The following is a 12832-nucleotide window of genomic DNA, read 5'->3' as shown; positions in this document are numbered from 1 at the left end:
TTTAACTACTTTTAGCTTGAACTGCGGACTGTATTTGCTCATAAAACTGAACCCCCTTGGTTGGACTTGGCGTCCAACTTTTGTGGGTCAGTTCATTCGGGTGGTTTTCTTTTTGGCTAGAGTGAGGCATTCTTGCTGTTTATTTTTTTAACTCTATGAACCCTGGCGCGTTATTGCAAAAGCACTTTTACCTGTACCTATGACTGTTATAAATGTAATTTGTAAATAAGTAATCTTTTGTGACCAAAGTAGAGTAAAATACACTCAGCGAATTTCAAGCTAATAGTGTTGTTGTACTAGTAATTAATACCGCAGTTCTGCGATAGTTCTTCTTAGCATCTCCCCCGCCATTCTTGACTCTCGCCCTATTTAGGGCATACGCCCTTTTGTAAATTTTTTTAAGGAATAGTCAGATATGGCAAACGGAATTGTGAAATGGTTTAACGACGCTAAGGGCTTCGGCTTTATTACCCCTGAACTCCCTGGCGAAGACTTATTTGCCCATTTTTCAGCAATTAATAGCAACGGATTTAAGTCATTGGCTGAAGGTCAGGCGGTGACTTTTGATATTGCTACAGGCCCTAAAGGCAAAATGGCATCCAATATTCAAGTTGCTTAAATCAGTAGCAAATGCCAGGCGGAAATTATTTGCCTGGTTCAAAGCCCAGGATGACTGGGCTTTTTATTTATATTAAGGGTGTTAAATGGCTAAAGAAGAGTTGCTTGAAATGGATGGTCTTGTTGATGAAATTCTGCCGGATTCGCGTTATCGGATTACTTTAGATAATGGTCATAAGCTTATCGCTTACACAGCTGGAAGAATGAAAAAAAACCACATTCGAATATTGGCTGGAGATAAGGTTTCTTTAGAGGTCTCGCCATATGACTTGAGTAAAGGCCGTATTACCTTTAGACATATTGAGAATAGGCAATCTTTTGCTGGCACCCCAAATAGACGGCATTGATAGCTTTGAAGTTTAAAACCGCCAGTTAAATTAATATTTGCAAAGAATCTTAAGTCCTGGTCGATGCCGCCCCAGGCAAGAAATGCTAAAACTACCTTCGGGTAGTTTTTCTTTTGGCGTCTGCTTTGGGTCGATTGCAGCCCTTGTTTTGCCAGCCCCCCTAAAAAGGGGTCAAAAACCACGTTTTTGAAAAAATAAGGCCCGGGTATTGAAATACTGTATGGATATACAGTATATTAGAACCCATGGCACTTATCGCACTTCCACAAAGCTCCTCAGAAAGCACTTTGACCCAGACCCCACAAGCCTTAGCGGCAAATGGTGCCTATGAGTTCAAACTCCTGAGTCACCGCATTTCAGCGGGATTTCCGAGCCCAGCGGCGGATTATGCGGAGGAAGGTCTCGATTTAAACCACTATTTAGTTCAAAACAAGCCGGCTACCTTCATGTTCACCGTAAAGGGTGATTCGATGATGGGCGCAGGCATTTGTGACGGCGACAAGGTGGTGGTCGATAAAGCCCTCAAGCCAAAACATAAAGACATCGTGGTTGCCGTAGTGGATGACGAGTACACCATTAAGCGCCTCTATCAATTGCGCGGCAAAACCGAACTCCAGCCAGAGAACCCAAATTACGATCCCATTACCTTTAATGAGAACAGCGAACTCCAGATCTGGGGTGTAGTAGTTGGGGTAGTGCGCAAGTACAGCCACGCTAGCAGCAGAAATGGTAAATCTATATGAGCGCCATCAATCAAGCCGGCCAAACCAATCAACTCTTCGCACTCGTAGATGTGAACAACTTCTACGTATCTTGCGAGCGGGTATTTGCTCCCAAGTTAGAAGATGTACCAATGGTGGTGCTATCTAATAACGATGGATGCGCAGTAGCGCGTAGTGCTGAAGTCAAAGCACTGGGCGTGAAGATGGGCACACCCTGGTTTCAGATGAAAGATCTGGCTAAGCAACATGGTATTCAAGCTTATTCATCTAACTACACCCTGTATGGCGATATGAGTGGCAGGGTAGTGGAAGTCTTAAGAAAGTTCACGCCCAATCTCGAGGTCTACAGTATTGATGAGAGCTTTCTACAAATTGAAACAGTGCTCAAGCAATATGCTGACCCGACTAGATTAGGTCAAATCATTAAGCAAGATGTTAAAGACGCGACAGGCTTGCCCGTATGCGTTGGCATTGGTGCTAGCAAGACGCTTGCTAAGTTAGCCAATCACTTGGCTAAAAGGAATCCTCGGTTTGCTGGCGTATGTGACATTAGCTCCATGTCCAAAGAAGCGCTCTATCAATGGATGGCAGAGATAGCAGTAGGTGAGGTGTGGGGTATTGGTGGCAAGACTGCAAAGAAACTCAAAGAGCTCAAGATTAATAGTGTATTTGATCTAGTGCAAGTATCACCACAAGCTATGCGTCAACAGTTTGGTGTTGTGATTGAGCGCATTTGCTACGAGTTGCGCGGCGTATCTTGCTTGCAGCTCGAAGAAGTGGCCCCAGCTAAACAGCAGATTATTTCTTCAAGAAGCTTTGGTAAGCCGGTAACTTCAATGGAAGAGTTAGCTGAGTCTGTTGCTACTCATGCTGCAAGAGGTGCCGAGAAACTCAGAAGCCAAAAGTCAGTCACGGGCGCACTCACGATCTTTGTGCAAACCAATCCACATAAGCCATTTGAGCCACAACACCATCAAAGCATCACAGTGGTTCTGAGTGATCCAAGCGATAACACCTTAACCCTAACTAGCGCTGCATTAAAAGGCTTGAAGCAAATCTATAAGACAGGCTTTAAGTACAAAAAAGCAGGCGTCATTCTCAATCTCTTGGCTGATAAACCCACCATGCAGCAATCGCTATTTGATGACATGGAAGTCAAAGGCAAATCCGCTGGACTGATGAAGGCGATGGACTCAATCAATAGTCGCTTTGGTAATACCGCCATCAAAACCGCCGCATCTGGAACGAAGCAAGACTGGCAAATGCGATCAGGCAACAGATCACCGAACTACACCACGCAGTGGGATGAGTTGCCGGTAGTGCGCTAAAGAGCTGGCAAAGAACAAGCAAAAAACGATGAAAAAGATGAATAAAAAAACAACAAATAAAGCAGTTAATTTTACTAGCTCATTTCGTGAGCCAGTAAGCCCATATTCTGAATACATAGCAGCAAAACAGCAGTAGAAAACAAGCAAAACCAAATTAACTTAGATACACACCAGGAGAAATCAAATGGAACTATTAAATAACTTTAACGGCATCTCACTCGTAATCATCATGATTTTGTCTTACTGCGCAGTATTGAAAAACACGAAGCGCAGCGAGCGTAGTAATAACCAAGTATTTAGCCGCAAGTACCAGTAAGGCAAGAGCAGTAGAAGCAGAAGTAAAAACAGAAGCAAAAACAGAAGCAAAAACAGAAGCAAAGAAAAAATAGAACAAGCAGCAGCTGCCTGGAAGGGGAATAAGGAAATCACGGATTCCTTATTCCCTAGCAAAGGCAAAAGTCATCAGAATTACCCTACGTAAGATAGGTGTAATGAAATAATAAAAATGTCATAAATATGGATAAAATCCCATACATGATCGATGACAAGCAAACCTGCATAGATAAAAAATTACGCCCACTGCCACGTTGGATATTCATGTCCCGCTGGTTACAGGCACCACTCTACATTGGTCTGATTGTTGCCCAAGGCGTTTATGTTTGGCAGTTCTGGTTAGAGCTAGTACATCTGATTAGCATGATGGCAGATAAGTCCATGACTGAAACTGCTCTCATGTTGGTAGTGCTGGGGTTAATTGATGTAGTGATGATCTCCAACCTATTGGTGATGGTCATCGTGGGCGGATGGGAAACCTTTGTTTCTCGCTTGGAGCTAGAAAACCATCCAGATCAACCAGAGTGGTTATCGCATGTCAATGCAGGCGTACTCAAGGTAAAGCTAGCAACCGCCATCATTGGTATCTCATCGATTCATTTGCTCAAGACTTTCATCAACGCAGCATCCTATGATGAAAAAACCTTGATGTGGCAAACCTTAATCCACATCACCTTTGTGTTGTCAGCTGTAGCAATTGCTTATACAGAAAAGCTAGTAACGTCAGCACATAAGCAACATTAGAGCTACAGCAAAAAAACCAGCAAAGATTTAGGCCTGCAAGGCCTTGCGAAGGTATTCAGAGACGTTGTCTTGGCGCAGCATCCATTGCTTGTAGTCAGAGGGCACTTGGCTAATCAGTTCACCTTTATGCTTGCCAAAAGGCATGATCGTCGGAATGCGGGCTTTCTCAGACATTTCCCATAAAGCATCCAAAGAAGCAGGGCGCAAACGATCAATGATCTGACCCAAAATCTTGGAGCAGATCCAAACATCCGCCAATGCACTATGCGCATCGCGCAGTTGTTCACGAGCAGCAGCTCTTTCAAAGTAATAGAGTAGAGCGCTTTGGGTATGACTATCCAAATCAGGCCAGAGGCTGCGAGCGAGAGCAAGAGTGCAAATGCGTTTGACCTCAGGCTTACCAATAGCTTCCCAGTCAAAATCGACGCTATGACCAATAATGTACTTAGTGCCGGCAGGCAATCTAAAAGAGCTGCTGGCAGGACAATTCACCAACTCTTCATCCATGATGTGGTGAGTAGCTAAGGCACCCAAGCTAATCGGTTTACCAGGGTTGTAACGCTGCACCCAAGGATTGCCAACGGCCAGTGGATTAATAGAGGTCACATCTAAAGAAGCCGCTTCAATGATGACTGCATCGTTCTTATCGGTTGCTTCTACATCAAAAATAATAGCTTGTGGCATAAGGGCTCTTAGTAGTTCGGATTAACTTCCATTGTGCCCGTATTTTTAATGCCCATTCCATGAATCGAAGTTGGATTGCATCTTAAGCCAGAGATTTGGGCCGTTACCGCAAAGGGCTCCAATCCTTATGGCCAATATCGCGGAGATAGGAATCTTTTCAGTAAGTCATTCAACTCCTGAGTGGTGATCGCAAGATCTTTTGCAAATTTATCAAGAGTGATATTGAGGGTTGGAAAAACATCATCCCTCAAAATGGCTCTGGGGTGGGTAGGCTTTCTTTTTTGCATATAGACATCATAAGGCGCCAGAAGTTACGGGAAATTACCCACTATTAAGTTAGGTTTATTTGATTTTATAAAATTGTATTTTGATAGTGGCTCCCTGGCTAGGTATGGAGTTTTATGAATAAGAAAATGCTCCACTACACTGATGGTGGCTTAGAAAACATTTGGCTTGTTGATGGCTTTGAGGTTCGAAATACGCCTTATGGGAAGGGTGTAGCTATTCACGACATCGATGGTCTAACAAAGACAATCTGTTTGGCTTTGACCGGCAAATCCAGTGTATTAACCAGCGTGGAATTCCGTTACGTACGTAGCGCTGGAATGTTGATATCTCAAGTTGATCTGGCTTTGATGATGGGGGTTGATGCCCAATCTGTTGCCCATTGGGAAGGGGGGGGGCAAGCGGCTGCCTCAGTGGGCAGATAGTGCTATTAGGCGCTTATTCTTGGGTCATCTGAATGATAGTTTGGCAACCAATTCAATGACGGTGCGGAGTAGCATAAAAGATGGGTAGTAATCAGAGACAGCCTTTCGCTGATTACACTAGCACCATATCTCTGTGGTACTCCAAAAACTCTTTTTGTTCTTGTCTAAAGTCGCCAACATTAATTCCTTGATCAATTCGCCATTTATCAAGGACAGAGGCATCCATTTTCTTTGAGAGTATTAGATTCCCATTGCCCTCAAAAGAAATAAATCCCTTGTCAAATAAGTGATCAATGTGCGGTGAAAGCAGGAGGCCGTTAAATCCGCTTAACTTTTCAATATCATTAGATTTCGACCAGGGCTTAATGTGACTTGCAACTAAATGTTTAGGATTGCTTACTTTAGTCACCCGGCAAGTATTTTCGACTAGTCTTACATTTGCCTTAAAAACCCCTTGACCTCTTCTTGAATAAATAATCTGCGCTTTTTGAGTCTCGCCAATATCGGTGCGCATGACAATTTCTTCAACTTTCTCTAATTCCTCATTAGGCGGTTCAAATTCAAGATTTTTGGATAGCTCATCAACAATAGAGTCACCAACGCCTTTGGATAGGGCGACCAAGATTTCTGCCATGTGCTTTGGGATCTTCGCTAGATAGATTTGATTGCCACCTCCATCGGGACGAATGGGGGATAACACTTCAGGTAAGGTTTGGGCTAGGAGGTTCATATGTTCTTTTGGCTTAAATTGAGCCATGCCTAACTCTTCAAATGCCACATCAACCAACCAGCCGTCATCCGACCAATTGGCACCCGCATTGCCAAAATCAGGTTTGACACTAGATTGCGCTGGACTTGTTACGACACCAATTGCCTTAATGTAGGTATCGGCAAATGAAAATACAACATCACCTACTTTCATATCTTTCATAAAGTCATATGAAGGCACTCTTCCGCCTCGAGAGTTCATCTTAGGTGACCACATGAAGTTGCCGGGAACTTCTTGGCGATAAGTTTGATTTTGACTTACCCACCAATATTGACGATCTAAAAGTTGAATGCTTGGGGCGATGTCAGCAATAAAAGATATGCGAAATGGCTCTGATACAAACTGAATAGCAAGGCCTTTGGCAATTTCTGAAATAAGTTCAGGGTTATTTCTTATCCCCTGATATAGGCCGTCTTTCAGTTGTGCAGAGACATTGGCCTCAATCAATTGGTTGGGGGTGGGCGTACTGCCCTGTGACATGAGCTCAGTTGGTGCGGTAATGTCCCATACTCCATCATTTTTTAAGCGCCAGAAGGGCTCATTGCGGGTGCTAGAGGCGTTGGTGGACCCATACTCCTCAAGCCATTTCTTGAGGTCATGGTCAAGTTCTTCAAAGGAAAAGCCATTGGCGTGACCGTTAAGAATGCTTTCAAGCAAAAGCAAAACCAAGATTGGCTTATGGGGTGCATAGCCATCAACAAGTCGAGCACAATTAATTGAGCTAAAGAGCTTAAGTATTTCAGAATTAGTCATTCCCAATACTTCGCTTTCTCGGGAATAATCGATCTCACGCCGCCTCTTGGATCATTTTGATCATCCTTATATCTAGGGATGAGGTGCATGTGTAGATGCGGGACAGTTTGCCCGGCAGCGCGTCCGTCATTAATTCCTATGTTGTATCCATCTGGGTTGAATTCATCTTGCAGGACTGTTTTAGCTCTTGCTAGAAGATCTAGCAGTGCAAGTTGTTCATCGCTTGTGATATCAAACCAAGAGCCAATATGTCTCTTCGGTATCACCAAGGTGTGGCCTGGTGAAACAGGAAATCCATCCCGAATCGTCATGCCAAATTCATTCGAGTTAATGATTCGCTCGGCTGGCAGAGTGTAGAAGGGGCATGGCTTACTCATGAAATGGATCTATTGATATTGATATTTATGTTATTTCATACTATTACATAACAAGACTGGCTCGTAGTCTGATCTTCAACCCACCCATTTCTTACACCCAAATCATCCCCAATCCCTTTGATTTGGTCTTACTAAGCTCTACGCTGAATCTTTCTGACTACCGGGGAATTGGGAATGCGCCTAGCTATTGAATGCAGACATAAGCAACAATGCTTATTCAGATTGGTAATGGATTCCAGAGTAGCGCTCGTTTTGCTGATCATTTGGATGATTTGGGGGATCTTCAGGGTCTTGAAGATTCTGTAACAGGGTTTGCTTCAAGGGCATCTGCATTTGTTGCTAAATAAGCAACAAATGTTGCTATTGGAGCGACAATAAGGCAAAATATGGCCTATGTCTATGCTTACATCCATCCTCTTTAGCCAATACCGCAGTAGCGTATTGGGCCTACTTCTATTGCATCCTGAGCAGGCTTATTACTTGCGTCAGATTGCGCGTCTAACCGGAACCACGCCAGGAACCTTGCAGCGCGAAATGATTAAGCTGGAGAAAGCGGGGTTAGTGACGGTAAAAAAGATCGGCAACCAAACCCATTACCAAGCAAATCGCTCATGCCCCATATTCGAAGAGTTGGCGAGTATTCTGAGAAAAACCAGTGGCCTAGTTGATGTTCTTCTTCAGGGTTTGTTGCCCCTTGAGAATCAGATTCAATGTGTATTTGTATTTGGATCAGCTGCAGGGGGTAAAGCAAGTGTAGGTAGTGATATCGACATAATGATTATTGGTGACCTTGAATTTGCTGATGTCGTTGCAATCCTCCACCCATATCAAGAAACACTCGGAAGAGAAATTAACCCCAAGCTCTTTACTGGTAAGGATTGGATAAAGCTCATACAGGATAATGGAGCCTTCATCCGTGATGTACTAAGCAAACCAAAGCTATACATCATTGGCAATGAGCATGATCTGCTTATCAATGGAGGCACGCAACTTGTTAAAAAATCTCATCGGGGTAACGCTTGACACAATTGAGCGTGACAAACTTAGTATTCAACGTTTATTAGAGGCTTCTCGAGCTAGCTTGAAGGATGCACAAGTCAAGGAGCCCAGCAATGAAGGGCGCTTTGATCTGGCATACAAATCCATTACTCAATCCTCAAGTGCGGCGTTACAAGCACACGGTTATCGAGTACTCACCAGCAAACCGGGCCATCATCAAACCATTATTCAAAGTTTGGTTCACACCATAGGGATAGATTCATCTGCCCTGATTACATTGGATCAGTTGCGCAAACGGCGGAACGTGATTGATTATTCGGGGGATATCGTGAGCGATGCCATGTTGGCCGAAGCTATTAAACAAGCCCAAGTGCTAATGGGTTGCGTAAATGGCTGGATTACTGGAAAAGACACTGATTTCTTGGCTTGATTACAAGAAAGTAAGGTGGACGAGCCCGACCCCCGGCACTGACAGAATTGGGTTTGGCTGCTTCGTTCCCGACCTGACCAGGTTATCCAAACCGCCATGCGAGGAGGCCCGTCCAATTCCATTTTAGCTTGTTAGAATGTAAGACATGACAGCATTGGCTTTAGCCCGTTCGTGGCGCCCTAAAACTTTCTCCCAATTGGTAGGACAAGACCATGTGGTTAAGGCCTTAACCCACGCCTTAGACCAAGGTCGGCTCCACCACGCTTGGCTCTTTACGGGCACTCGTGGGGTTGGAAAGACCACAATTGCCCGAATTATGGCCAAAGCCCTCAATTGCACCGGGGAAGACGGTCGGGGTCGGATGACTTCAGAACCCTGCGGAAAATGCCCAGCTTGCCTAGAAATCGATGCAGGACGCTTTGTAGACTATATCGAGATGGATGCTGCGAGTAATCGCGGGGTAGACGATATTGCCGCTCTATTAGAGAAGGCAGCCTACGCCCCCAGTAATGCGCGTTACAAGGTCTACATGATTGACGAGGTGCACATGCTCACTAATCATGCCTTTAATGCCATGCTTAAAACGCTCGAAGAGCCGCCTGAACATGTGAAGTTCATACTTGCAACAACTGATCCCCAAAAGATTCCGGCAACCATTTTGTCTCGTTGCTTGCAGTTCAATCTCAAGCAAATGCCAGTACCGCTCATCGTTGAGCATTTGGAAAAAGTACTCGCCGCAGAAAAAGTCGATTGCGAAGCCAATGCACTGCGTGTTTTAGCTAAAGCAGCGCAAGGCTCCATGCGTGACGCCTTATCACTCACAGATCAAGCCATTGCCTATGCTGCTGGCAAAGTATCTGAAGAAGCGGTGCGCGGCATGCTCGGCACATTGGACGATGCATACCTCATCAGAATTCTAGATTCACTAATAGCTAAAGATGGCGCAACGCTATTGGCAATTGCCAATGAGATGGGTGTGCGCAGTATGTCTTTCTCATTAGCGCTTGCAGATTTATCAAGCCTCATTCAGAAAATCGCTGCCGCACAAATAGTTCCAGAATCTGTTTTAGAAGATTGGCCAGAAGCAGCAGAGATTCGTCGCTTAGCTGGTGCGCTTACAAAAGAAGAAGCGCAACTCTTCTACCAAATTAGCATTACAAGTCGCCCAGATTTATCGCTAGCTCCAGATGAACAAACTGGCTTTGCCATGACGCTCTTGCGCATGCTGGCCTTTCGTCCCGGAAATGAAACTCCAGGTAGAGCAGGTAACTCCGCACCGCCAGTAGCTTCGGCAACATCGGCACCAAGACCTTCCGCACAAGCAAATCAAACGGCCGCTCCAATGAGGTCTGCCCCTGCATCATCCGCACCGCCAGTTGCAGCACCAGTATCTAAGCCTGCTGCAGTAGCCTCCAGCTCAGATCGCCCAGACTGGCATGCCTTGATGCGCCAGCTGCCGGTTAAAGGTTTAGTACAACAGTTAGCATTTCAGACCGAGTTGCAAGATTGGGAAGACTCACCAGCAGGCGTACGCGCTACGGTTGTGACACCAATGCCGCAACTGGCTTCAGAAGCATCAGTTGGTCGTCTGGCTGATGCATTAACTGCACACTTTGGAAAACCTATTAAGGTTGTAATGGAGAAGGGCGAAATTGAAGGTAAGACAGTTGCTAAAGTCGATGCCCAGATTCATCAAGAGAAAAGACAAAACGCAGAGCAGATGATTGCTCAAGATCCATTTATTCAGCAATTAGAAAAAGAGTTTGGAGCCAAAGTAGTTGGTGGCTCTGTTAAGCCTCTTTGATTGCTAGATTTAACAATATTAGATACAAGGAAATAAAGCGATGATGAAAGGTGGCCTTGCTGGTTTGATGAAACAAGCCCAGCAGATGCAAGAGAAGATGAAAGTGGCGCAAGAGCAATTGGCTGCGCTAGAAGTCACTGGCCAAGCTGCTGGTGGTTTGGTTAAAGTCACCATCTCTGGCAAACACGAAATGAAGCGCGTGCAGATTGATCCAGGTGCAATGGATGATCGCGAAATGCTTGAAGACTTATTAGTTACTGCCTATACAGAAGCATTCAAACAAGTAGAAGCTGCTAACACGCAAGTGATGTCTGGTGCTACCGCTGGAATGCCAATACCTCCTGGATTTAAGTTACCTTTTTAACCATTAATAAAAAACTTTTCATTTAATGGCACGTCAAGAAGCTCCACAAGATGCCCTTGGTCGTTTGATCGAGGCACTGCGTGTATTGCCTGGAGTAGGACCAAAGTCAGCGCAGCGCATGGCTTTCTATCTACTGCAGCATGATCGCAATGGTGCGGCTGTTCTAGCTCAGTCATTGGGCGAAGCGGTTGAGACGGTAGGGCATTGCGCCCGTTGCAATACCTTCTCCGAAACTCAAATCTGCGGCACTTGTAATGATGATCGTCGTGATCCATCTTTGCTGTGCATTGTGGAAACACCAGCCGACCAAGTGATGGTTGAGCAGACTCTGAGTTTTAAAGGTAATTACTTTGTATTAATGGGCCGCATCTCACCACTCGATGGCATGGGCCCCAATGAAATCCACTTCGATCGATTACTCAATCGCATTCAAGCTCCAGACACTGGGGTGCCAGTCAGAGAAGTGGTTCTAGCAACGAATTTCACGAGCGAAGGTGAGGCCACAGCCCACTACATTGGTGAAGTCCTTAAATCCAAAGGCATCAAAGTCACCAGAATCGCCAGAGGTATTCCGGTGGGTGGTGAGCTTGAGTATGTAGATGCAGGCACCTTGGCCAGAGCGCTGATGGATCGTCGAACAGTAGGCTAACCCTCTAAAACCCTTTAGCTAATAGCGTTGAATTCAGGGCGCTACTTCAATAAGATATTTCTTCGTAACTTGCTTTACAGATGCTCAATCACTTTGACATCTTTCTTGTCCAACCCCTTTTAACTAAATAATTGTCGTTGCAGTACCTCCTACAAATTCGTCATAATTGCTATACTTGTATAGCAATTACTAGGAGGCTATATGCTGGCAATAAGATTACCCAAGGAAATTAAATTGAGACTTGATAATTTAGCCAAAGCAACTGGAAGAACTAAAACCTTTTATGCTCGCGAAGCGATTTTGGCCTATCTGGAAGATATGGAGGACTTATATCTGGCTGATAAGAGTATGAGGGCGTTAAAAAGTGGCAAAGTAAAAGCCATCCCATTGGACCAAGTGGAGCGAAATCTTGGTTTGGCTGATTGAGTTTGCCCCATCAGCAGAAAAACAATTAAGAAAATATGATCCTACAGTAGCTAAAAGAATATTTAAGTTTTGCAGAGAGAGGCTTGCCGTTCAGGTTGACCCAAGAATCCTTGGCGAGGCTTTAAAAGGTAGTGAGTATGGAGGCTACTGGCGGTATCGAGTCGGTGATTATCGAATAATCGCCTCCATTCAAGATGAAGAGATCAGCATTCTTGTCGTGAGTATCGGTGATCGCAAACACATATACAAATAATGTCCAAAGTGATTAGGTTGTCCGAGAGTCTAGCAATGCAAGCTAGGGAAGTTGGCGAGGTTTCGGGAAGATCCTCCTCCCAACAAATTGAGTATTGGGTTCGCTTGGGCAAATTTGCAGAAGACCACTCGGATTTGACCGGCCAAATGTGTAGTATCCCCTTAGATTCGTACATTTAAGAAGTTGAGTTTTCTGTTGTTTATGGCAGTATTTACAACAGGAGAATCACTATGAAAAAGTCACGATTTACAGAGACCCAAATCGTTGGAATTTTGAAAGAAGCTGAGGGTGGCATGGCGATGGCAGATTTGCTCCGAACGCATGGCATTAGCGGGGCCACTTTCTATCCCTAAAGGGATTTCCGTTGGTCATTATGGCGATCCAAATACGGCGGCCTTGAAGCTTCTGAGCTCAAACGGGTCAAAGAGCTAGAGCAGCAGCTCTCCGAATATAAAACGATGGTTGCTGAACTGACTCACGATAACCGAGCGCTAAAGAACCTCATCGAAAAAAAGCTCTAGC

At 44.8% G+C, this 12832-nt stretch carries 19 protein-coding genes, 1 other RNA gene and 1 pseudogene; 17 read left to right on the top strand and 4 right to left on the bottom strand.

What is annotated here, in order from left to right:
* The first annotated feature begins 415 nt into the window (after positions 1-415).
* The 6 genes from ACIQZ3_RS09970 (at position 416) to ACIQZ3_RS09945 (ending at position 4092) form a co-directional block, all read left to right on the top strand.
* Positions 416-619, top strand: coding sequence for a cold-shock protein (locus ACIQZ3_RS09970; RefSeq protein ID WP_397392727.1), 204 nt, complete (start codon positions 416-418; stop codon positions 617-619).
* Between the two features lie 85 nt (positions 620-704).
* Entirely contained in the window at positions 705-965 is a 261-nt protein-coding gene (infA, locus tag ACIQZ3_RS09965) for a translation initiation factor IF-1 (protein ID WP_397392725.1), read from the top strand.
* 287 nt (positions 966-1252) lie between these two features.
* Complete coding sequence (locus tag ACIQZ3_RS09960) at positions 1253-1708, top strand: LexA family protein (RefSeq protein ID WP_397392723.1); 456 nt, start codon at positions 1253-1255, stop codon at positions 1706-1708.
* On the top strand, positions 1705-3015 hold the full coding sequence (locus tag ACIQZ3_RS09955) for a Y-family DNA polymerase (RefSeq protein WP_397392721.1): 1311 nt from the start codon (positions 1705-1707) through the stop codon (positions 3013-3015). Before ACIQZ3_RS09960 ends, ACIQZ3_RS09955 begins: the two co-directional genes overlap by 4 nt.
* 184 nt (positions 3016-3199) lie before the next feature.
* Entirely contained in the window at positions 3200-3331 is a 132-nt protein-coding gene (locus tag ACIQZ3_RS09950) for a hypothetical protein (RefSeq protein WP_397392719.1), read from the top strand.
* A 200-nt stretch (positions 3332-3531) separates the two neighbouring features.
* Positions 3532-4092 (top strand): TIGR00645 family protein, encoded by a 561-nt coding sequence (locus ACIQZ3_RS09945; RefSeq protein ID WP_397392717.1) that lies wholly within the window; start codon positions 3532-3534, stop codon positions 4090-4092.
* 27 nt (positions 4093-4119) lie between these two features.
* On the opposite strand, the gene ACIQZ3_RS09940 is transcribed toward ACIQZ3_RS09945, so the two are convergent.
* Positions 4120-4776, bottom strand: coding sequence for a putative quorum-sensing-regulated virulence factor (locus ACIQZ3_RS09940; RefSeq protein ID WP_397392715.1), 657 nt, complete (start codon positions 4774-4776; stop codon positions 4120-4122).
* 401 nt (positions 4777-5177) lie between these two features.
* Here ACIQZ3_RS09940 and ACIQZ3_RS09935 point away from each other — a divergent pair, with 401 nt between their 5' ends.
* Entirely contained in the window at positions 5178-5486 is a 309-nt protein-coding gene (locus tag ACIQZ3_RS09935; RefSeq protein ID WP_397392713.1) for a hypothetical protein, read from the top strand.
* 112 nt (positions 5487-5598) lie between these two features.
* On the opposite strand, the gene ACIQZ3_RS09930 is transcribed toward ACIQZ3_RS09935, so the two are convergent.
* Both ACIQZ3_RS09930 and ACIQZ3_RS09925 read right to left on the bottom strand, forming a co-directional pair.
* Entirely contained in the window at positions 5599-7008 is a 1410-nt protein-coding gene (locus ACIQZ3_RS09930; RefSeq protein WP_397392711.1) for an HNH endonuclease, read from the bottom strand.
* Complete coding sequence (locus ACIQZ3_RS09925; protein WP_397392709.1) at positions 7005-7385, bottom strand: HIT family protein; 381 nt, start codon at positions 7383-7385, stop codon at positions 7005-7007. The genes ACIQZ3_RS09930 and ACIQZ3_RS09925 overlap by 4 nt, the downstream gene beginning before the upstream one ends.
* Positions 7386-7594: 209 nt before the next feature.
* Here ACIQZ3_RS09925 and ACIQZ3_RS09920 point away from each other — a divergent pair, with 209 nt between their 5' ends.
* From ACIQZ3_RS09920 to ACIQZ3_RS09910, 3 genes are read left to right on the top strand one after another with little or no spacing between them, the layout of a single operon-like run.
* Positions 7595-7732, top strand: a complete 138-nt coding sequence (locus tag ACIQZ3_RS09920) for a hypothetical protein (protein ID WP_397392707.1) — start codon at positions 7595-7597, stop codon at positions 7730-7732.
* Between the two features lie 46 nt (positions 7733-7778).
* On the top strand, positions 7779-8408 hold the full coding sequence (locus ACIQZ3_RS09915; RefSeq protein ID WP_397392705.1) for a nucleotidyltransferase domain-containing protein: 630 nt from the start codon (positions 7779-7781) through the stop codon (positions 8406-8408).
* A complete protein-coding gene (locus ACIQZ3_RS09910) occupies positions 8377-8814 on the top strand; it encodes a DNA-binding protein (RefSeq protein WP_397392703.1) in 438 nt (145 codons plus the stop codon). Before ACIQZ3_RS09915 ends, ACIQZ3_RS09910 begins: the two co-directional genes overlap by 32 nt.
* Before the next feature lie 15 nt (positions 8815-8829).
* Here ACIQZ3_RS09910 and ffs read toward each other — a convergent pair.
* Positions 8830-8927, bottom strand: an RNA gene (gene ffs, locus ACIQZ3_RS09905) — signal recognition particle sRNA small type.
* Positions 8928-8959: 32 nt separating this feature from the next.
* On the opposite strand from ffs, the gene dnaX reads away from it, so the two are divergent.
* The 7 genes and pseudogenes from dnaX to ACIQZ3_RS09870 all read left to right on the top strand — a co-directional run.
* Complete coding sequence (dnaX, locus tag ACIQZ3_RS09900; protein ID WP_397392701.1) at positions 8960-10618, top strand: DNA polymerase III subunit gamma/tau; 1659 nt, start codon at positions 8960-8962, stop codon at positions 10616-10618.
* A gap of 40 nt (positions 10619-10658) precedes the next feature.
* Positions 10659-10982, top strand: coding sequence for a YbaB/EbfC family nucleoid-associated protein (locus ACIQZ3_RS09895; RefSeq protein ID WP_397392699.1), 324 nt, complete (start codon positions 10659-10661; stop codon positions 10980-10982).
* Positions 10983-11007: 25 nt separating this feature from the next.
* Positions 11008-11631 (top strand): recombination mediator RecR, encoded by a 624-nt coding sequence (recR, locus tag ACIQZ3_RS09890; RefSeq protein WP_397392697.1) that lies wholly within the window; start codon positions 11008-11010, stop codon positions 11629-11631.
* Positions 11632-11832: 201 nt separating this feature from the next.
* Entirely contained in the window at positions 11833-12057 is a 225-nt protein-coding gene (locus ACIQZ3_RS09885) for a TraY domain-containing protein (RefSeq protein ID WP_397392695.1), read from the top strand.
* Positions 12041-12310 carry a type II toxin-antitoxin system RelE/ParE family toxin gene (locus ACIQZ3_RS09880; protein WP_397392693.1) on the top strand — a complete coding sequence of 90 codons (270 nt, stop codon included), beginning with the start codon at positions 12041-12043 and terminating at the stop codon, positions 12308-12310. The genes ACIQZ3_RS09885 and ACIQZ3_RS09880 overlap by 17 nt, the downstream gene beginning before the upstream one ends.
* Positions 12310-12489 (top strand): hypothetical protein, encoded by a 180-nt coding sequence (locus ACIQZ3_RS09875; protein WP_397392691.1) that lies wholly within the window; start codon positions 12310-12312, stop codon positions 12487-12489. Before ACIQZ3_RS09880 ends, ACIQZ3_RS09875 begins: the two co-directional genes overlap by 1 nt.
* 51 nt (positions 12490-12540) lie before the next feature.
* Positions 12541-12825, top strand: a pseudogene (locus tag ACIQZ3_RS09870) (transposase); the annotation flags it as partial.
* Positions 12826-12832: the final 7 nt, after the last annotated feature.

The sequence above is a fragment of the Polynucleobacter sp. genome (genome assembly GCF_044342855.1).
GTDB lineage: Bacteria > Pseudomonadota > Gammaproteobacteria > Burkholderiales > Burkholderiaceae > Polynucleobacter.
The sequence above is the reverse complement of the archived record's forward strand: the minus strand, read 5'-3'. Positions and strand labels throughout refer to the sequence as shown.